This window comes from Stenotrophomonas sp. YJH_SMC_4, from assembly GCF_059371575.1.
Genome location: NZ_JCAFUR010000003.1, coordinates 294,881 through 314,597 on the forward strand (window position 1 = coordinate 294,881; position 19,717 = coordinate 314,597).

Annotated in this window: 21 protein-coding genes and 1 other RNA gene; 7 read left to right on the forward strand and 15 right to left on the reverse strand. The window is 62.8% G+C overall.

The features are described from left to right. Positions 1–95 precede the first annotated feature (95 nt). Positions 96–1,757, forward strand: coding sequence for a DNA repair protein RecN (gene recN, locus AC5P9F_RS07460; RefSeq protein ID WP_005409238.1), 1,662 nt, complete (start codon positions 96–98; stop codon positions 1,755–1,757). A 109-nt stretch (positions 1,758–1,866) separates the two neighbouring features. On the opposite strand, the gene AC5P9F_RS07465 is transcribed toward recN, so the two are convergent. Further along, positions 1,867–2,784 carry a LysR family transcriptional regulator gene (locus AC5P9F_RS07465; protein WP_005409237.1) on the reverse strand — a complete coding sequence of 306 codons (918 nt, stop codon included), beginning with the start codon at positions 2,782–2,784 and terminating at the stop codon, positions 1,867–1,869. 97 nt (positions 2,785–2,881) lie between these two features. Between AC5P9F_RS07465 and AC5P9F_RS07470 the strand changes: the two genes are divergently transcribed. Continuing rightward, complete coding sequence (locus AC5P9F_RS07470; protein WP_308680463.1) at positions 2,882–4,108, forward strand: SGNH/GDSL hydrolase family protein; 1,227 nt, start codon at positions 2,882–2,884, stop codon at positions 4,106–4,108. Positions 4,109–4,222: 114 nt separating this feature from the next. Here AC5P9F_RS07470 and fur read toward each other — a convergent pair whose 3' ends face one another. Then, positions 4,223–4,630, reverse strand: coding sequence for a ferric iron uptake transcriptional regulator (gene fur / locus AC5P9F_RS07475; RefSeq protein WP_005409235.1), 408 nt, complete (start codon positions 4,628–4,630; stop codon positions 4,223–4,225). Positions 4,631–4,733: 103 nt separating this feature from the next. Between fur and AC5P9F_RS07480 the strand changes: the two genes are divergently transcribed. Further along, entirely contained in the window at positions 4,734–5,126 is a 393-nt protein-coding gene (locus AC5P9F_RS07480; protein ID WP_005409234.1) for an outer membrane protein assembly factor BamE, read from the forward strand. A gap of 36 nt (positions 5,127–5,162) precedes the next feature. Here AC5P9F_RS07480 and AC5P9F_RS07485 read toward each other — a convergent pair whose 3' ends face one another. After that, positions 5,163–5,420, reverse strand: a complete 258-nt coding sequence (locus AC5P9F_RS07485) for an RnfH family protein (protein WP_099497838.1) — start codon at positions 5,418–5,420, stop codon at positions 5,163–5,165. Positions 5,421–5,423: 3 nt separating this feature from the next. Further along, positions 5,424–5,849, reverse strand: a complete 426-nt coding sequence (locus tag AC5P9F_RS07490) for a type II toxin-antitoxin system RatA family toxin (protein ID WP_005409232.1) — start codon at positions 5,847–5,849, stop codon at positions 5,424–5,426. Between the two features lie 57 nt (positions 5,850–5,906). Between AC5P9F_RS07490 and smpB the strand changes: the two genes are divergently transcribed. Beyond that, positions 5,907–6,410 (forward strand): SsrA-binding protein SmpB, encoded by a 504-nt coding sequence (gene smpB / locus AC5P9F_RS07495; RefSeq protein ID WP_049460537.1) that lies wholly within the window; start codon positions 5,907–5,909, stop codon positions 6,408–6,410. Positions 6,411–6,499: 89 nt separating this feature from the next. Here smpB and AC5P9F_RS07500 read toward each other — a convergent pair whose 3' ends face one another. Further along, positions 6,500–7,072, reverse strand: coding sequence for a hypothetical protein (locus AC5P9F_RS07500; RefSeq protein WP_099497836.1), 573 nt, complete (start codon positions 7,070–7,072; stop codon positions 6,500–6,502). Between the two features lie 219 nt (positions 7,073–7,291). Between AC5P9F_RS07500 and ssrA the strand changes: the two genes are divergently transcribed. Beyond that, positions 7,292–7,645, forward strand: a transfer-messenger RNA (tmRNA) gene (gene ssrA / locus AC5P9F_RS07505). A 165-nt stretch (positions 7,646–7,810) separates the two neighbouring features. Further along, positions 7,811–9,016 carry a tyrosine-type recombinase/integrase gene (locus AC5P9F_RS07510; RefSeq protein ID WP_495231901.1) on the forward strand — a complete coding sequence of 402 codons (1,206 nt, stop codon included), beginning with the start codon at positions 7,811–7,813 and terminating at the stop codon, positions 9,014–9,016. A 163-nt stretch (positions 9,017–9,179) separates the two neighbouring features. Here the strand turns inward: AC5P9F_RS07510 and AC5P9F_RS07515 are convergent, their stop codons facing one another. The 4 genes from AC5P9F_RS07515 to AC5P9F_RS07530 all read right to left on the reverse strand — a co-directional run bounded on the left by AC5P9F_RS07515 (position 9,180) and on the right by AC5P9F_RS07530 (position 12,784). After that, positions 9,180–9,791 carry a hypothetical protein gene (locus AC5P9F_RS07515; protein ID WP_495231902.1) on the reverse strand — a complete coding sequence of 204 codons (612 nt, stop codon included), beginning with the start codon at positions 9,789–9,791 and terminating at the stop codon, positions 9,180–9,182. Next, entirely contained in the window at positions 9,788–10,735 is a 948-nt protein-coding gene (locus tag AC5P9F_RS07520) for a hypothetical protein (protein WP_495231903.1), read from the reverse strand. The genes AC5P9F_RS07515 and AC5P9F_RS07520 overlap by 4 nt, the downstream gene beginning before the upstream one ends. Positions 10,736–11,030: 295 nt before the next feature. Beyond that, positions 11,031–11,531, reverse strand: a complete 501-nt coding sequence (locus AC5P9F_RS07525; protein WP_495231904.1) for a hypothetical protein — start codon at positions 11,529–11,531, stop codon at positions 11,031–11,033. A gap of 638 nt (positions 11,532–12,169) precedes the next feature. Continuing rightward, the gene (locus AC5P9F_RS07530) at positions 12,170–12,784 is read right to left on the reverse strand and encodes a hypothetical protein (protein WP_495231905.1); all 615 of its coding nucleotides are present in this window, start codon (positions 12,782–12,784) and stop codon (positions 12,170–12,172) included. Positions 12,785–13,298: 514 nt separating this feature from the next. Between AC5P9F_RS07530 and AC5P9F_RS07535 the strand changes: the two genes are divergently transcribed. Then, the gene (locus AC5P9F_RS07535; protein ID WP_495231906.1) at positions 13,299–13,574 is read left to right on the forward strand and encodes a hypothetical protein; all 276 of its coding nucleotides are present in this window, start codon (positions 13,299–13,301) and stop codon (positions 13,572–13,574) included. A 138-nt stretch (positions 13,575–13,712) separates the two neighbouring features. Here AC5P9F_RS07535 and AC5P9F_RS07540 read toward each other — a convergent pair whose 3' ends face one another. From AC5P9F_RS07540 to AC5P9F_RS07565, 6 genes are all read right to left on the reverse strand, one after another. Continuing rightward, positions 13,713–14,012 carry a hypothetical protein gene (locus AC5P9F_RS07540; RefSeq protein WP_099529570.1) on the reverse strand — a complete coding sequence of 100 codons (300 nt, stop codon included), beginning with the start codon at positions 14,010–14,012 and terminating at the stop codon, positions 13,713–13,715. Positions 14,013–14,602: 590 nt separating this feature from the next. Continuing rightward, positions 14,603–14,821, reverse strand: coding sequence for a hypothetical protein (locus AC5P9F_RS07545; RefSeq protein ID WP_138969640.1), 219 nt, complete (start codon positions 14,819–14,821; stop codon positions 14,603–14,605). Positions 14,822–15,248: 427 nt separating this feature from the next. Further along, a complete protein-coding gene (locus AC5P9F_RS07550; RefSeq protein WP_231914713.1) occupies positions 15,249–15,620 on the reverse strand; it encodes a hypothetical protein in 372 nt (123 codons plus the stop codon). 182 nt (positions 15,621–15,802) lie between these two features. Next, positions 15,803–16,474, reverse strand: coding sequence for a hypothetical protein (locus AC5P9F_RS07555; RefSeq protein WP_099529568.1), 672 nt, complete (start codon positions 16,472–16,474; stop codon positions 15,803–15,805). Then, entirely contained in the window at positions 16,474–16,770 is a 297-nt protein-coding gene (locus AC5P9F_RS07560) for a hypothetical protein (protein WP_005408972.1), read from the reverse strand. The genes AC5P9F_RS07555 and AC5P9F_RS07560 overlap by 1 nt, the downstream gene beginning before the upstream one ends. Before the next feature lie 51 nt (positions 16,771–16,821). Then, positions 16,822–19,713 (reverse strand): hypothetical protein, encoded by a 2,892-nt coding sequence (locus tag AC5P9F_RS07565; protein WP_495231907.1) that lies wholly within the window; start codon positions 19,711–19,713, stop codon positions 16,822–16,824. Positions 19,714–19,717: the final 4 nt, after the last annotated feature.

Consider the following 19,717-nt stretch of genomic DNA (forward strand, 5'->3'; position numbering starts at 1 on the left):
GGACACTAGATAATGGCGGCGCATCACCTTGGCAAGTCATTGGACCTCCCTCGCCCGCGTGCTAGCGTTGCGCGGCTGCTGATACCCCCTTACCCATGCTCAGACATCTTTCGATCAAGGATTTCGCCGTCGTCCGCGCCACCGAACTGGAGTTCGGGCCAGGCATGACCGTGGTTTCAGGCGAGACCGGCGCCGGCAAGTCGCTGATGGTCGACGCGCTGGGCTTCCTGTCCGGCCTGCGCGCCGACAGCGGCGTGGTCCGCCACGGCGCCGCGCGCGCCGAGCTTTCGGCCGAGTTTGCGCTGGAGCAGCTGCAGGCTGCACGCCAGTGGCTGGCCGACAACGAGCTGGACGACGAGGAGCAGTGCCAGCTGCGCCGGGTCATCCGCGCCGATGGCGGTTCGCGGGCCTGGATCAACGGCCGCCCGGTGACCCTGGCGCAACTGGGCGACCTGGCCTCGCTGCTGGTGGAGATCCACGGACAGCACGAACAGCAGGCCCTGCTGACGCGCCCGTCGCAGCTGGCCCTGCTCGACGCCTATGCGCGCAACGAGAACGAACGCCGCCAGGTGCGACGCGCCGCCGCGGCCTGGCAGGCATTGGTCGATGAATCGCTGGCGCTGTCGCAACAGGGCGACGTCAGTGACCGGATCGGCTTCCTGGAGCACCAGCTGCGCGAGCTGGACCGTGAAGACCTGGAGCCGGAGTCGATTGCCGCACTCGGCGCCAGCCACCGCCGCCAGGCCCATGCCAGCGCCCTGCTGAGCGCCTGCCAGGCCGCCAGCAACCAGCTCAACGGCGACGACGGCAGCTCCGCGCTGGACCTGCTGCAGCAGGTGCGCCATGAGCTGTCGCGCCTGATCGAGCACGACCCGCGCCTGGGCGAGGTGGATGGCCTGATCGAGAACGCTTCGATCCAGCTGCACGAAGCCCTGTCGCTGCTGGATCGGGTGCATGACGACCTCGACGCCGACCCGGAACAGTTCGAGGAGAACGAGCGCCGCCTCGGCCGTCTGCACGACCTGGCCCGCAAGCACCGCGTGCCGATGGACGAGCTGGGTGCACAGCGCGAGCGCATGCACGCCGAAGTGGAACAGCTGCGCGGCGCCGACGAACGCCTGCAGCGCCTGGCCGGCGAGATCGACAAGGCCGCCGCCGCCTGGCGCGCACAGGCCGAAGTGCTGACCGCCAGCCGTCGCAGCGCTGCTGCCGAGCTGTCGGCCACCACCACCGGCATCATCGCCGAGCTGGGCATGGGCGGCGGCCAGTTCCTGATCGAGCTGGAACCGCAGGACGCCGCCAAGCCCGACCCGCAGGGTGCCGAGCGCGTGGAATTCCTGGTCGCAGCCAATGCCGGCCAGCCGCCGCGCGCCCTGCGCAAGGTGGCCTCCGGCGGCGAACTGTCACGCATCTCGCTGGCCATCGAAGTGGCCGCGCTGGACCTGGATGCAGTACCGACCATGGTGTTCGACGAAGTCGACTCCGGCATCGGCGGCGCGGTAGCCGACATCGTCGGCCAGAAGCTGCGCGCGCTCGGCGAGAAGCGCCAGGTGCTGTGCGTGACCCACCTGCCGCAGGTTGCCTCCAAGGGCCATGCCCATTACCGGGTCAGCAAGGCCCCGGTGGAAGGCATGACCCAGAGCGCCGTGGAAAAGCTGGACAGCAAGGCGCGCGAGGAAGAGCTGGCGCGCATGCTCGGCGGCGTGGAAGTGAGCAAGGAAGCGCGCGCCGCCGCGCGCAAGCTGCTGCAGGTGTAACGCCGCCCGAGCCGGGCATAGGCCCGGCTTCCGCGCGGTAGTGCCGGGCGCTGGCCGGCAACCGATGCGAGGGGGCGAAGATCGTGAGGTTGCCGGCCAGCGGCCGGCACTACCCCCGTGGCTGCGTCAGGTCGACGTTCTCCACCAGGAAATCAAGAAACGCGCGCACCCGCAGCGGCAGGTAGCCGCCCTGCCCCAGGAACACCGCGTGCACCTCTTCCAGGTCACCGGGGTTGGCCTCTTCCAGCACCGGCAGCAGGCGCCCGGCGGCAATATCCTGCTGCACCTGGAATGCTGCCAGCCGCGCCATGCCCAACCCACCCAGCACCAGCTGGCGCAGCGCATCGCCGTTGCTGGCGCGGGCGTTGCCACTGGGCAGCAGCATGCGTTCGCGCCCGTCCTGCAGCAACGGCCAGCCCTGCATCGCGCGCGCATGGCCGATATCCAGCCGGTTGTGCGACTGCAGCTCCTCGGCAGTGCGTGGCAGCCCGTGCCGCTGCGCGTAGGCCGGTGCAGCCACGATCATCATCCGCGTCGCGCCCAGCCGCCGCGCCACCAGGCTCGAGCTCTTCAGCGGACCGGCCCGCACCGCCACGTCGGTGCGCTGCTCCAGCAGGTCGATCACCTCGTCGTTGAGGGTCAGGTCCACGCCTACCTGCGGATTGCGCTGCAGGAACGCCGGCAGCAACGGCAACAGGAAATGCTGGCCGAACGGCACGTTGGAATTGACCCGCAGGCGTCCACGCGGCTCGGCGTGAGCACTGGCACAGCGCTCGGCCTCGTCCAGATCGGCCAGCACGCGCAGGCCGCGCTCGTAGAACGCGCAGCCCTCGGGAGTCAGCTGCAGCTGGCGGGTGGAACGCTGCAGCAGGCGCGTCCCCAGCCGTTGTTCCAGCCTCGCCACCAGCTTGCTGACCGCCGACGGGGTCATCTCCAACGTTCGGGCGGCTGCGGAAAAGCCCCCGGTCTCGATCACCCGCACGAACACTTCCAGTTCGCCGGATCGGTTGATGTCGGAGCGCGCCATGGCAATGAATCCAGTTCACAGATGATTGTCCATGCGCAGTCTAGTTCACAGATGAGTGCGGAATCACCATGGCCTTCCCTCCACCCGGGATTGCCCGATGAATCGTTTCAGCCAGCTCGTCACAACCGCATTGATCGGCCTGTCCAGCGCCGCCAGCGCCGCCCCTGCGCCGCACTGGGTCGCCAGCTGGCAGGCCAGCCCGCAACCGGTCTGGGGCCCGGAATTCCTGTTTCCGACCCTGGTCCCAGCCGCACTGCAGGACCAGACCTTCCGCCAGACGGCACGTATCAGCCTGGGCGGGTCTCGGCTGCGGGTGCGGCTGAGCAATGCCTACGGCACCCAACCACTGCGGATCGGGGCGGCGAGCGTGGCCGCCCGGGCGGGGGACACCCCGCAGCCGCTCAGTTTCGAAGGCCAGCCCGGGGTACTGATCGGCCCCGGGCAGGAACGGCTGAGCGATCCGCTGCCACTGGCCACGGCTGACCGGCAGGCGCTGCAGGTCAGCGTCTTCGTGCCGGGGCCGATGCCGGTACAGACGTTCCATTGGGAGGGCAGGCAGACCAGTTGGATTGCGCCTGGCGACCAGAGCCAGGCCCAGGCACTGAGCGGGGCCAGCAGCACCACGGCCCGCCTGTTCCTGGCCGGCATCGAGGTCGAGGCGCCGACCAGCGCACGCAGCGTGGTGGTGATCGGCGATTCGATCACCGACGGCGCCACCGCCAGCCTCGACCAGGACCAGCGCTGGACCGACCATCTGGCCGCACGTTTGGTCCCGTACGGGGCGGCGGTGGTCAATGCCGGCATCTCGGGTGGCCGCCTCTTGCACGACGGCATGGGGGAATCCGCGCTCGCCCGCTTCCAACGCGATGCACTGGATCAGCCTGGCGTGTCCAGCGTGATCGTGCTGGTTGGAATCAATGACATCAGCTGGCCCGGCACTGCCTTCGCGCGCAAGCAGACGCGGCCCACGCTTGCCGAGCTGCAGGCAGGCTACCGCGCCCTGGCCGAACAGGCCCATCGGCGGGGTCTACGCATCCTCGGCGCCACCCTGATGCCGTTCGCCGGCGCCCTGCCCGGCACGCCGCTGGACGACTACTACCACCCGGACAAGGACGCCCTGCGCCGCCAGCTCAATGCCTGGCTGCGCACCGACGGGCCGTTCGACGCGGTGATCGACCTGGACGCGGCCCTGCGCGATCCGGCCGATCCGTCACGGATGGCCGCTGCCTACGACTCCGGCGATCACCTGCATCCGGGTGATGCGGGGAACCGGGCGATGGCCGAGGCAGTGGATCTGGACGTGCTGCTTGGAGGTCAGGGGTAGGCCGGGGTCGGATCCCTTTGCGCCAGCAAAGGGCTCTGACCCCAGCACGCGACCCAGCAACGAAAAACCCCGGGCAGGCCCGGGGTTTCGTCGCATCTGGCTGGCCGGATCGGCTTACTTGCGCTTCTTGCGCACGTACAGCACCAGCGAGTGCTCTTCCAGTTCGTAGCCGTGGTCGGCTGCGATCTTGCGCTGCAGCTCCTCGATCTCATGGCTCTCGAACTCGATGATCTTGCCGCTGTCCACGTCGACCATGTGGTCGTGGTGGCCGCCACGGTCAAGCTCGTAGACCGCCTGGCCGCCCTCGAAATTGTGCTTGAGCACGAGGCCGGCGGCCTCGAACTGGGTCAGCACCCGGTACACCGTCGCCAGGCCGATCTCGTCGCCATGCTCCAGCAGCTGGCGGTAGATGTCTTCGGCGGTCATGTGGTGCTGGGCATTGCGCTGCTCGAGCAGTGCCAGGATCCGCATCCGCGGATGGGTCACCTTCAGGCCGACTTTACGCAGGTCGTGGGTTTCCATAGGTCTCCGTTCATTGGCGATTTAGCGCCAGCTGCCTCGGATTGGGTCGCGGTGGCACGCCGGGAGTGTATCATCGGTTTGATTTCCCCAACCGCCAGTCCCGATGCGCAATCTCCTGTTGGTCGCCGCCGTCGCCCTGTCCACCACCGGGTGCGGCATCATCTACAAGCAACCCATCTATCAGGGCAACCTGATCCGGGAAGATGCCGTGGCCAAGCTGCAGGTCGGGCAGAGCAAGCAGCAGGTCACCGCGCTGCTGGGCACCCCGTCCATTCCCGATCCGTTCCACGCCCAGCGATGGGACTACACCTCCAGCCAGCGGGTGAACCGCCTGGGACGTACTGAAGTGAAGAACTTCGTGGTGTTCTTCGAGAATGACACCGTGACCCGTTGGGAAGGCGATTACTTCCCGGGCAACGACAAGGCCCTGGCCCAGCAGACCGTGCGCCAGTTCGGCCGCAACCTGCCGAAGGACAAGAAGAAGAAGGGCCGCTGAGGCCCCCTGCCCGTCCCCACGGGCGGGTTGCGGGCATCAACCGCCGAGCGCGCGTCGCCGGCGGTTGTCCTTGGGGTCGGCCAGCAACGGGCGTAGCAGCTCAATGCGGTCACCATCCAGCAACACCTGCTGCGGGCGCGCCAGTACGCCATGCACGGCCACGGCCGGGCATCGGTCACTGCCTTCCAGCGCGGCGGCGGCAATGGCATCGGCCACGGTCGCGCCCTCGTCCAGCTGCAGCCGGCGCGACAGCACCTGCTGCGGCCAGGCCAGCACCACCTCGACCTCGATCATCGCTCAGGCCTCGTCGGCGACGCGGACGAAATCATTGACCATCCGATCGGCCAGACCCTGGAAGCCGATCGCCAGGGCCGGCCCCAGCAGGCGCGAGCTGGGCTCGAATTCCAGGGTCAGGGTGACCTTGCAGGCGTCCTCGGCCAGCGCATGGAATTCCCAGCGGCCGTGCAACTGCTTGAACGGGCCATCGCGCAGCTGCATGTCGATGCTGTGCGGGCGCTGCAGGGTGTTTTCGGTCTGGAACCAGGTACTGAACGAACCCAGGCCCAGGTCCAGGCGCGCCACCAGCCGGTCCTCGCCCTGCTCCAGGATCTGGGCAGCCGAGCACCAGCGGAAGCGGCGCGGATAGGCCTGGACATCGTTGACCAGGTCGAACATGCGCGCGGACGAATGTTCGACCAGGGCGCTGCGGCGGATAGTAGGCATGAATACAGGACGTTTCGGCAATCGACCGGGCGGGCCCGAATCGGAGACAATACGGAAATGAGCAAGAACAGCGGCAAGGATAAAGCAAAGAGCGCGACGGCCAACAAGACCATCGCGTTGAACAAGCGTGCCCGCCACGAGTACCACATCGAAGAACGCTTCGAGGCCGGCCTGGCACTGCAGGGCTGGGAGGTGAAGTCGATCCGCGCTGGCCGCGGCAACATCATCGATGCCTACGCCTACGTGAAGCACGGCGAGATCTTCCTGATCGGCGCCCAGATCACCCCGTTGATCCAGGCCTCCACCCACGTGGTGGCCAACGACCGGCGCGAGCGCAAGCTGCTGCTGCACCGGAGCGAGATCGACAAGCTGGTCGGCAAGGTCGAGCGCGATGGCTACACGATCGTGCCCACCGCGATGTACTGGAGCAAGAACAAGATCAAGCTCGAGATCGCGCTGGCCAAGGGCAAGCAGACCCACGACAAGCGCGATGCCGCCAAGGACCGCGACTGGGCGATCGAGAAGCAGCGCGTCATGCGTCGCGGCAACCGCGACGCGTAAAGCCGCTGCGCATCACCCTGTAAAGCCGAGCCATGCTCGGCTTCGGTAAGAAAAGCAGTCGAGCATGGCTCGACGCTACAAAAGGCGGGTCACCCCGCCAGCATGCCCTGCCCGCGCATGCGCGGCGCCAGCGCCGTGTGCATCACCGCCAGGTGCATCACCACCGCCAGTTCCGGCGCGTAGCGGTCATCGCCTTCCCGCCACTGCTGGGCCAGCTGCGCGGCATCATCGGGCAGCAACGACAGCAACTGGGCATCATCCAGCGCATCGGCGGCGCCCTGCAGCTGGCGCGCCAACTGCCGCGACTGCCACACGTGCACGCCAATACTGAGACTGGCCAGCGACATCAGGACCACGGCCAGCCCGTGCTCGAACCACTGCGACAGCACTTCCGGCCCCCACAGCAGGGCCGCCAGTACGGCCAGGCCCGGTAGGCGCCAGCCGAGCCAATGGATGCGCCCGCGCTGCGACCAGTGCACCACCACCGCGCTGGCGACCAGTGCCGCTGCGGCCGTGGCCGGCAACTCCGTCACCCAGGTGGCCGCCAGCAGCACCGCCAGCACGGCCCAGACCCAGCCGGGCGGCAACGCGCGCCGCTGATAGTCGGCACCGACCGGGCCGATCAGCTGTCGCAGGCTGCGTTGTTGGCTTGCATCGGTCACCCACAGTCTCCGTGTCTGTCCTGGCTCGGATGGTCGTCGCCAGTGTGTCGCAAATTCGTGCCAATGACGTTACCAATCCGCTATGACGGTGGCTCTACAACGTGTTGTGGATTGCAAAGGTGACTGTTCAGCTGTTTTGCCGTAGCATTGCAACCGTTGGGCAGGCCCTGACCGTGGCAACGCGGGATCGGCCCTGTACCTTGCAGCACTGTAGAAACCGGGGGTGCATTGGTTTCGACGGGGGTTGTGAAGTCGCCTGGCGCATGCCGAGGGGGTAGCTTTCCTCGTAAATCCAGCTGCAAAACTCTAGTTGCCAACGACGACAACTACGCTCTGGCCGCTTAAGGCCTAAGCCTCGAAACCGCTTGTGTCCATGCTCGCGGTGTAGAGTCACTATCATGGAATCGCGCTGGGTGGCTGCCTGTCAGTCCGGCACTAGAACACAACAGGCTGGTTCCCGGATGCGCTTTGCACGCCGTGCTGTTCGGGGACGAGATCCAACGGTGAGCTAAGCATGTAGTGCTGGGGATGGAGTGCCTTCGGACGGCGGTTCAATTCCGCCCACCTCCACCAACGAACGGTTCGTAAAGGACCGGAGAAGCCCGGAAACCCCCGCATCACAAGGGTTTCCGGGCTTTTTTATTGTCCGCAGCAGACCGGGGCAATCCGTTTCAATCCATGAGACGGTGGGGGTATATCAAGGGGTATCCGACCGCACCCACTGAAGCGATACCCCCAATGCCATTGACCGACGCAGCCATCAGGCGCGCCAAGCCCAGCGACAAGCCGCGGAAGATCACCGACGGTGGCGGCCTGTACCTCTATCTCACCCCGACCGGCGCGCGCAGCTGGCGCTGGAAGTACCGCATCGCCGGCAAGGAGAAACTGCTGTCGATCGGCCTGTACCCGGATGTCTCCTTGGCGCGCGCGCGCGAGGCCCGCGACGAAGCCCGCCGGCTGCTGGCCCGAGGCGTCGACCCGGGCGCGCAGAAGAAGGCTGCCGCCCTCGCCCACTCCGCCCTCGGCTCGGACAGCTTCGAGACCATCGCCAATGAATGGCTGGCCACACGGCCTTGGGTGCCGAACTATGCGGAGAAGGTCGAAGCTTGGATGAAGAACGACGTATTCCCGTGGCTCGGGTCGCGGCCTGTATCTGACCTCACCGCACCGGACTTCCTCCGGGTGGCCCGGCGCATCGAGGAACGCGGCGCGATCGAGTCCGCGCACCGAATCATGCAGAACTGCGGCCAGATCATGCGCTACGCCATCGCAACTGGCCGGGCCGAGCGAAACCCGGTTGCCGACCTCCGGGGAGCATTGGCACCAGCGCCAGAAAATCACTATGCCGCCGTCACAGAGCCAGCCGATGTGGCACCGCTGCTACGAGCCATGTATGGGTACAGTGGAACTCTGATCGTGCGCATGGCACTTCGGCTCGCTCCCTTGGTGTTCTTGCGACCCGGGGAGCTGCGCCAAGCCGAATGGGCCGAGTTTGATCTGGAGAATCGGATATGGACGATTCCGGAAGGTCGGATGAAGAGGCGCCGCCCTCACATCGTGCCATTGTCCAGCCAGGCAGTTGCGATTCTGGAAGAGATCAAGCCCCTCACCGGAAGGACCCGCTACGTCTTTCATTCCGCGCGATCCAAAGACCGCCCGATGTCGGAGAACGCACTTACAGCCGCTTTCCGGCGCATGGGGTATGAGCAGGGAACGGTGACTGGCCACGGGTTCCGTGCGACGGCGCGCACTATCCTCGACGAAGTTTTGAAGTTCCGCCCAGACATCATCGAACACCAGCTCTCCCACAAGGTGAAGGATCCCGACGGCCGCGCGTACAACCGCACCAAACACTTAGACGAGCGCGTCAGGATGATGCAGGAATGGGCTAACTACCTAGACCGGCTGCGCGATGGCAATGTGGTGAAGCTGCGGGCGGGATGAGGCCTACACGCCCCGCCGCAGCTGCTGTAGCCCTGCCCTCACCCACGCATCGTGCGCACCTCTCGGCTTGGGCTCGATCGGAGGCGCATATTAAGGACGCCGAGAAAACCAATGCCACCACTCAGTTCTAGGCTTTCCCGAGAAGATCATGAAACGTCACGTTTCAATCTTGATCTATCGGCTTTGTAGGCAGGGCCACTGGCGTGGCTCGATGGATTCGATCCCCCAAGTAGTAGAGCGTGACCAGCGTAATGCAAACAAGCTGAGCCACTACAAAAACGTAGAATCCAAGAAAGCCTACCTTGACTGATGGAACTAGCCACGAAGGCAGGATCTGCTTGACATTCTCATGAGCGATGTTGACGAACACTCCAATCGCGTAGAGCGAAATGGAAGAAAACGACAAATAGCTGAACATCAAGCTGAGAAGACGGCGCCTGTTAAGCGAAACCTGTGTCACCCCTTCAGCGGAGACCTGATCAACAGTGACAGGATCGCCCTCAACCGGCTGATCAAGAGACACACTGTTTAGCGAAGCAACCGCTGCGAGCGCTGCGATGTAAAAACCCACAAGCACTTGAAGCAACTCATTGACTGAGGCTACTAATCCCTTTTCACCAATAACCGGAATTTCGGCAGGCGCGAGCACATAGGCCCAGGAGCCTATTGCTGCCACGAAAAGCGGCAGCCCGTAGTCCCAATAACCCTTAGCCAAGCTCCGCGCGCGGAGATAGGCGAGCGGAGCGATTAAGACCTTTAGGGCTGCGCCAATCATTTCAGTAGCCTCGCCATCTCAGAAACCAGCGCCTGGCAGGGGCTCGAGTGAGCTTGGGTTAGATCCTTTGTAGGAACCAAAATCTTCTCGACCTTTCGGATCAAGAAGTCCTCGGCGTCTTCACGATGCGTCCCAAAGGTCAATGTCCTTCCCTTGCCATCCTTTCGAGCGTAGTGGACACGGACCTTGTCGTACCCGTGCTTCTTGCTTGCCTTGGCAACACTACTGAAGAGCTTCTTAACGTCATCCAACAGCCCATCGCCGACCGGCTTCAGCTTTACTTCCTCACGACTGATAACCACGGGCGCAGCTTCATCGAACTGCGGCTCGGCAACCTTTTCTCGAATGGCAACGAAATACGAAAGCTTACCGCCTTGTACATCCTTGACCACATCTTCTTCGTCCAGCCCCTTCAAGAAGAATTTTGCGTGGGCAGCAATGACCTTGCCCTCTTCATCCTGGAAAGAGAACCTGAGCGACGCAGCGATCATCGCCGTGACCGCCGCCTGCATCTTGGTCTTTCCAATCCCAGCCACATCCTCGATCAAGGCAGGCCAAAACGACTTGCCGCCTGCAATCTTCGGCTTAGTAGATATCAAGAGATGTGCAGATGCCGCGACTGCCTCTCCTGCCTTTTTCTGCTCGGTCCGGTTTACGCCAGTTGTCATATGGCGGAATCCAGGATCTGCGCCGTTCTTGTTTGTGTATGAAAAAAGAAGAAGAAGGTACTGCTCCTTTCCGACCATCAAGTAATCCGCAAAGTCCAACGTTACAGCTTCGTCCGCCTTCTTCTGATCGAACACATGCACCGCATTGGGCGTACCGACAACTGCGGAGAGCACATTTTTCAACTCATCAATCGAGAAAACATTTGGCGCCTTCTTCGGAATGAAGTCGACCCCAGCTTCCATGAAAATTACCCATCTCTCGTCGTTCCTTAACATCGCCCTGTTCCGTTGGGAAATCTCAAGGAACTGTATAGATGACTGACGTTTGCGGCAATCGAGCATTTAGCAATATTACTAACGACGTGTCGCACCGGATGAGAAGCAGTCCAAAGTCGATGATCTCGGCTAGCCAGCAGGGCTCCCAGCGTCTTGGTTCTGCAGGCCACTCGCTGCAATAGCGGCAGCCCACGCTCCTAAGCAAATTTCATGGCCCGTAACTTTGGACTTGTACAAGCTGGGGTCTAGCGCGGGCTCGGCGCTTCAATGACCCGCGCCACGTCCTTTTAGTCCGTCAGTAGCTGCGACGGTGCTGCGTTCGACCAGCTCTCACCCAAGCCTTCATGGGATCCCTCGCCATCGGCTTGGTCTCCTTCGGCGGTCGGCGCGGCTCCAGCGCTTCCTTGATCCTCGCCAATTCCACAGTCCCAGCCTCGGCTAGGCGCCGAGCCTGTTGCTGCTGCTCGCGGGTGGGCGGCAGGCCTGGCAGTAGCGGTGCCGGCTGCATCGGCGTGGTGTCAGTCAGCCGGGCAACGGCCTCGCGCAAAGGAAGATCGGGATACAGCCTGGCGGCGCACCAGCGCTCCCCGTAGCGCTTTGCCTGCCGGACATTGGCGGCCCGCACTTCCTTTACGTCCCACATCTTCTGGCCTTCCATCCACAGGCGCACGCCAGGACCGTCATCAGGGGTAACGCTGGCCGTCTCGCGGCAGTTGTACCAGAGCGCCCAGCGCTCGCCAGTCTGGACCCAGCCAGAGGGGATCGGGGCGGTGCGGAAGCCGTGGGAAGACTGCATGGCCGGAAGGATACGGCTGGCCGTCGCAGATCCTGCGAAGCCGCAGGCACATGTCTGAATCGTTCGGGATGGCTACTGGCGTGGCGCAGTTCATCCGCTCCGGGTTGAGCTGCTTGCCGGCCGAGCGTCTGTCGAAGAGAATTGGTCCAGCACGATGTTCTTAACGATTCATGCTGTATCGTTGACGCATCTGGCTCCTCTCAGGCGCGAAATCCTTCGCCCCCGTGTCTAGCCCCTCACAGGCACGACACATGACATCCCCGACTGCTTTCCGGATCCTTCAGATCCGCCCTTTGTTGCGCCTAAATGGGACGATCGAGCGAGTCGAGACTCTTCAGGCCAAGTGCGGCGCATGCGGGGACGAATCGCGTATGTCCCGCGGCTGTGGGCTCTCAGATATTCAGGGTGGCGTGCAGCTAACTTGCCCGGCCTGCAATACGACGGGAACCTTGACCGTGGACCAAGCATGGGTCCTCTGGGGCGAGCAGATGAGAAGGGATAGGATCTTGGCGCTCGCTGGGTTGACGCCTGATGATCTAGGTCCCACCTGATCTTGGCTTCGGCCTACACGCCCCGGCCACGGTCGGCAGGGCTACCTTCCTGCCATGTGCGGCTCAGCTGGCCAGCCCCGTGCAGCTTCAGATCGAACCCAGGTCCTTCACGACCGCCTGGCCCTGCTGGAGAAAGCCGATCAGCAGACGGCCGCCAGCGACTTCCCGACCCATCTGTTCGTTGAGGTAACTGGCCTGGAGCCGCCCAGCCGTCATCAGATCGACCTGCAGCATGCTGGGCGCGACGCCCTTGAGTGGGTCACCTGGTGACGCGAACTGGCCACCAATCGGCTGGACCATGGTCGCGCGCCGACTGTCGCTCTTGGCATAGGCAGTGGCCATCATCCTGCCACTCCCCGGCGACCAACCACCCAGGATGATCTCGGTCCCCAGTTGTTCGATTGGCAGGTCAGCCTCCGCCGCGGCCTTCTCGTAGTTCAGCCATAGCTGGTCCATTACAGACCCCATCTCGGCGGACAGTTTCTCAATGGAGAAATCCGCGCGGAAGCTGGCCTGCAGGACCAGCTCGTAGATCTTCAGGAAAAACTGGGCTCCGCCTCTGGTAGCCAGCAGTACGTTGTGCTGCGGAATCAGGAGCATCTTGGCGCCGGCAGAGTGGGCGCCGGTCAAGGCATCCTCCGCAAGGGTGTCCACTGCAACGACAAGCTGGTCACGGCTGATCAGAACGTTGAGGATGCTCATTTAGAAAGCAACCGGAAGTTCTGCGAAATATGGCAGCTTGAGTGCTTCGAGTCCACCAGCCATGAGGCTCCGGGAAGCAAGCGCGATCGTCCACTTGAGCTTGGTGTGATGCGAAGCTCACATCATGTAGTAGAAACTCCTCTCTCGTGGCTCTTCTCCGGTGCAAAATCCTTTGCTCCCGTGTCCAGCCCCACAACGGCACGGCTATGCACCCTCCCAACGCCTTCAGGATTCATTCGATCCTGCCCCAGCTTGCGCTCAATGGCGCGATCATCCACCTAAAGCAGGTGCGCTCAACCTGCAAAAGCTGTGGACTCAGGTCGTCAATGACTAAAGACGCAGGCTTTCAAACCGATTCGAAGGGAACCACCCTCACCTGCCCAGCTTGCGCAGCCACAGGTTTGATGGACGAAATGGAGATCTGGCATCACTGGCTCGAGCAGTGCCGTCGTGAGCGTCTGCTTGCGCTATTCGACCCAAAGCCCGACGGTCCGTTCGATACCGAGGCCCCTAAATGAACGATGGCATCTCCGAACTGCTGGACCGCCTTCATTCCTGCGAAGTCGCGATCGAAGTCCATCGCGGTTATCTGAAAGCAATGGAATATGGGCTGCGCATGGCCGTCGCGACCCATCCCGCGCGCGAGCACCTGTCCGATGTGTGGCTCCAGTTGCTGCCAAAGATCGCGGCAAAGCACCGAGACGATGGCGGCGAGCTCTTCGTCGCCGCCTTTGAGCAGGCCCTTACAGTTCTAACGGAGCAAATAGGCGATCCAGCAAGCCCTTCATAAGCTGCGACCACACTCTCGGAGACGGCGGCTTGTCGCTTAGGCAGCGCTCCTCAACAGCCTGGATAGGCACAAGGGAGCATTCGAGGGCTGCAGGGAATCCACAAGACGATGGTCCTTCAGCCTTGGAAGCGGCGCCCCTCAGCCGTCGGCTGGGTGCCTTCCAGCCAAACTCCCCATCGTGAAGGCATACCCAGCTTCTTCCAGAAGTGCTCTCATGCGCAGCTCCACACGACGGGGGGAGCGCAGTCCATTTGGTGCATAGAGAGCATATACGTAGCCAGCGCCGTCAATGATTTCGCGGCGGACTGCGCACTCGGTTGATTCCGTAGCTTCGCACCAGACAGACATTAGCCTAGCCGGGCTGATCGACTGCCCATTGCGAAGTCGGAAGAAAAGCCAACGAACGCCTGGCGCTTGAGCTGGATCTAATCTAGCCATTGAGAGCCCCGGATTCGTCTGGATAGATCACTGAGAACTTGAGGATCCAGGCGAGGGCGCTCATCTTTCGAGGAACGTGGCAGATCTATGCGCTCACTACCGTTCACTAGAGCGGGGAGATCTGACTGGAGATCAATCCACCACTCGGAAGGAAGCCGGAGCCCAGTACCCGTTCGATCGTAGATGCATATCGGGAAATTCATAGCGTTGCTCCTAGATGTAACGAGCATACGCTTGCGCAATGTCAGGCCGGAATGCGACTGCTACAAGGCTGACGCATCAACTCTCTTTGCACATATGAACACGTGTGCTTCGTCTCGCTGAACCTTCAGGAACGACTCAAGCCAGCAAAGAGCAGCGCCTCTATTCGCAATCACTCTCCCCAACTTTTCAGTCAAACACCGCGCACACTCCATTCCACCAGGGCTTTGCCCTTGACAGGTCCGGCACTGAGCCATCGTCGTCATGGTCGCCGGGCGCGATTGATACATGATCTTCGTCATCAAGTTCACAGCTTGAGCGTGGGACGACATATCAACGTTCCTATTGATACGGAAGGAGCCGCGCTGGGCGCGGCCACTCCTTAGAAGTCAACGGCGGCTATCGCGACCAGCACTGCCCTTTTGTTCCTGTCCATGGGTCGACTGCTCACGCTCCTTGCTTCCCGGCTGCTGCTGTTGCTGACCTTGCTTTCCGGCGAGGTCTTCACCGCCAAGCTCGTTCCCGTCCACCTGACCCTGCTGGCCTGACTGCTTCTTCTCGCCATCCGAGTTGGGACGGTCGTTTTGGTTCTGGGGAGAATTGTTCATGTCTTACTCCGATGCAGCCATCTGCTGCCAACCCACAGTGCTCCCCAGCTCGTTACGCAGCCGTGCCGGATTGGCGCAAGTATGAACAAGTGTCATGAACAGGCCGATGTTCTGAAGGGTATACAGTGCAGTCCCGATAGGAGCAGAACATGGAACGCATGAGGAACAAGGATTTCGTTGACGTCGAACGCGAGCTCACCCACTGGAGTTTGGCATTCAACTCTGGTGCCCTACCTGCTGTTAGCTTTCGCCATGAGGTTGACCCCGTCATCCGGATCGCATGTGACATCTACGTCAGGGATCCGCATGGAACACGCGCAGAATGGTTGGACGACCTCGAGGGCAGACTTGCGGCTCGATCCAGTCTTCGTGGTCACCCTGGCGCAGCGGATATTGCAGGTCAATGCTGGTCGCGCCTCTCTTGCTCCTAGGAGTTTTCTTCCCGCGAGGCTGCGTCGTTCCCTTCTCGCATGAGTTGATCATTCAGCACGTGAACGATGGACATGACCGCATCGGCGAGCGCTCTTGAGTCGCTGATTGACCCGTAAAAATAGATCCTGGAGCCTTCAACCCGGACTTCTGCCAAGGAGAGCTGAGACGCCAGCGCCTCGCACTTCCTCACGAAGAGTTCAGTCCAGCGGGCTCCTGGCGCAAGATCCAACAACGCAATGATGGCCTCATCAGTAGAGGAATCGACGCGCTCATGCAGCTGCGGCACATCGAAACCGACAATTCTCGGAAGCATGGAAGCGCTCAACGGTTGATCCTCTTGCTCATAGTCGGTTTGAGTATCTTCCACGATACTCGGTCCACCATCTGGCAAAGCCCACCTTCTTACGCCAAACCCGCTCCCGTGTCTCGATAGCCGGTCATATCAATGATGGCCATGGCGGTCCTGAGGGAGGCGGCGGTGATCTGGGCGGAATAGCACATGCCCTCATCTGGCGCCGCCTGACGTGCAAGCCACGTGATCGCGGCAGGTCAGTAGTTCGTCACGTCAACCGCCATCACGATCCCGACCACGGCCTGGTTTGGCGAGCCGCCTGTTCCGATCTTCGGAATGGTGATGGCGTTACCGAACAGGCCGTGCTTCCCGCTAACGCCCTGCCCGTTGCCGATCCCCATCACGGTGAAGCTGTTCTGGAACGTGCTGGTCGCCGGCGCGCAGATCACCCCGGCGACCGTCTTGCCGGTGAAGTCAGGGAACCTGTCCTCTTCCATACCGCCATTGGGAAAGACGCCGCCTACACCGATGATCCGCATGGGCTTTGCGCCCAGCGCATACGTCAGACGGCCGTTCGCATCCCACAATGCCAGATACTGCGCATCCTCGTTGGCGGGGCGATCGAACACGTAAGCCCAGCCTTGCAGGCGCGCGGGCGTATTCGTCCACAGCGTCAGCCGGAACTGATTCGGACCGATCTCCTGAAGCTGAGGGAAGAACGGATACGGGTCACCGATGAATGCCACCATCGGAGCCTCGGCATTGATCACCATCTCCGCATACTTCCAGTTGCCTCCCGGGTTGTTACCGGGGTACATCACCGGGGACACGTCGATGCGTATTTTCTGCTTCAGTACGAGCGACGGGGTGTCCTCGCTAATCAGCATGGTCCCAGCGTCGCTCAGAATCTCCACCGCTGCCTTTGCCATCATCGCACTCCGTAGTAGAACTTGACCGGCTTGATAGTGCCGACGAACTGACCGCTGCCATTTTTGTTCAGTGCCCAGTACACCCGACCATTCGCGTAGCCGACCACGGGAACGTAGCCCAGCGAGTCAGAAGGAATGATGGGAATGTAGAAGAACTCCCCTGGCGGCAGATTGGCAGCAAAGCCATTGCCGGGCGTTGCATCCGACCACGCCACGCCGCACAGCAGGCCCAACCGGCTGGCGAGGTCCCATAGCCGATTGCCGTTCTCATCGTTCACTTCCATCACAATCTGCATGCCGCCTCCTGTCGGTTGCGGAGGGCCGGGTTCCCAGCCCTTCTTGGTTGATCAAGGCACAACGCCCCATCGCATACGCAGGCGCCCGTTCTGGTCGTAAACACGCCAGTTTCCGTCGCTGTACTCAGTGCGCATACCGGCGCTTGGGGATGACACACGGAACATGTCAGCCAACACGTCGAAGGCAGATATCTCACCCGTTGCGGTGAGCTGGACACCGCCGACCTTCCTGTCCGCGCGCACAGCCACTCCCCACTGGGCCAATGCCTCACCCCCACCCGCAGACCATAGGGACGGCAAGGACGCGTCAGGTGGGCATTGCTCCAGCATGGGCTGCACGTACCACCCTGCGCAGTCTTGACCTGCAGGGGATTCCTTGGTCGTGGCGATTTGGAGCCAGACCGTACTAGCGTTTGCGGGTGCAGGACCTGTAAGGACGAACAATCGCTCATAGTCACTCAACGAGCCGTTAGCTCCGTACTTCCGGCTGGCAGACGAGGCAAACTCAGATCCAATCAGGTTTCCGTTGGCATCCACGAAGAAGACGCTGATGTTCGACCTGCTCAGATACGAATTGCAGTAGACCGAGCCCATGTAGGACTTCCCGGGTTCTGCCGGCACCTGCTGAGCCGTTAGAACTTGGCTACTGACGGCCTGGCCACCGTTGGCGTAATGAACCATCGCCCTCATGCCTCGCGGAACTCGAGCATCTTGAATGATCAGATTCGAGCGCTCCCAACTTCCAGTCGCCCAGCGCGTGAACCACGCTGGATCCAGTGATCCCGTCATGGTTGCAGTGCGCAGAAGATTGCCGCCACCTCCCAACGTCTTCACCCGAGCTTCCATCGTCTGTACGACAGATGCGTCAGCCTTTCCGCCAAGCGAAGTCTGTATGCCCGATATCTGCTGCGCCTGAGACGCCTGCGCCTGCCCCTGCTCTGTCACCTGGGTCTTCAGCTGATTGAAGCCGCTGGCCGATACATCCCCCACCTGTGTTTTCAGGCTCACCAGGTTCTGCGCAGTCGCATCCAGCGTGGTCCCCTGCTGGACCACAGTGGTCTGCAGCTGGTTGAACGCGGTGGCGTTCACGTCGCCAACCTGCGTCTTCAGGCTGGTCAAGTCCTGAGCCGTCGCCTCCAGTTTCTGGCCCTGTTGAGTGACCGTCGCGGTGAGCCCCTGGATTGCAGCGGCATTGGCATCTGCCTTGGCATTCACCCCATCAACGCCGGTCTGCAGCTGGGTGATCTGCTGCGAGGTCGTCTCTATCTTGTCCTCGGCGGTCGTGACGCGCGTCGTCAGCTGCTGCAAGGCGGTGGTGTTAGCCGCAGTTGTTCCAGCCAAATCGGTCACATCGCTGCGTAAAGCGGTGATCAGCCCTGCCTGCGACGTGATCGTCTCGTCATGCTGGGTAACCTTGGTGCTGAGATCCGATATCGCCTGAGCGTTGTTGTTGCCCTGGTCAATGATCGCCGGCAGCGAGGCATTGATGGTCGTGATCGACTGCGCCAGCGCACCGGTTGTGGTCGCCGTGGCTTCCTCGAGCGATGTGACCGACGCAGCTGTAGCAAGCGCCCCATCACCCGCGGGCATCCTGGCCTCCATGGTGCTGATGCGCCGCACCTGCGCGGCATCTGCCGCAACGCGGGCCTTCAGCTCCTCGTACGCCAGGCCAGAGGTCAACTGGAGCGGGTCCGAGCCGGTGTATTCGCCTCGGATCTGCACCGCCAGCGTGTTGCGCTGGGCGGCCTCGGCAGCATCGGCCGAGATCCGGGCCTCCGTTTCGGCCTGAACCACCGCCACGGACGCCCCAGGCTGCGGGCGTCCGACAGCGACGTAGTCGATCAGGAAGTAGTTGGCTACCGATTGCTCGGTGCCCAGCTGCAGGCGAATAGCGTCGACCGTAGCTGGCCACCAGGCAATGTCCTGCACGTCCACGGTGGCCACTCCGCTGGCGTCCCACGCCGGCTCCGGGATGACGGCGCGCTTCTGCGTGCTCCATGCCTGATCCGTGGTCGTGATCCACTGTAGGGATCCGCCCCACGCCGGGCTGCCCACACGCTTCACGCGCAGCTTGACGAAGCGATAGGCGCTGCCGTCGACGGCCAAGGCCACCGGCGACTGCACCCATGGCGCGGTGGCATGGTTGGCGGGCCGCAGCCAGCCATCCACGAGGGTGGGCGCACCGTTGCCCGTCCACCCTTCAATGGTCTGATTGAACGGCCAGAGCTTGATGCTGTCGAATTGCGTCCCGCTGCCGGCCGCGACCTCCGACACCGCGCGCGCCAACGATTCATCGGCGCTTTGCCGCAGCTGCTCCTCGCGGCTGATCGCCGCCTCGCGCGCCATCTTCTCGTTCAGCAGTGCATCGATCCGGGCCTGGGCCTCGGCGCTGATCGCCTGCATGGCTTCGGTCACGCCCTGCTGCCGCAGCAGGGCCTCGGCGACCAAGTCCTGTGCCACCTGCGCCAGGCCGGCGGCGCGAGCAGCCGCCTCGTCTGCGATCGCTTGGATGCGGGCACTGATCTCCGCCGCCAGCTTGGCCTGCTGTTCGGCCAGGTCCTTCGAAGTGGTGGGCGGTACGGCGCTCACCACGGCTCCGGTGCCTGTCTTGCCGCGAACGGTCGGGGTGATCTGGAACCACCACGTCTTGCCGCTGCCGTCGCTATAGACATAGCGCGTCTCGGTGGTGCGGTGGATCTCCGTCCAAGGGCCGTCTTGGCTCTCGCTGCGCGATATGATGTAGATCACGCCCTCCAGATCGACGGCGTCCCATTCGAGCACGACGCCGTCGGCCACCGGCGTAGGATTGACCCCGTTCGCCGGCGGCACGTCCGGCGCCTTGAAGGGCACCGGGAACCACGTGGAAAAGCGCGGCGCCACCGGAGACGCGGACGGCAGCCCGCCCACGCCGATTTCCACCAGCGTGAGTTTCCTTGCTTGCATTGCT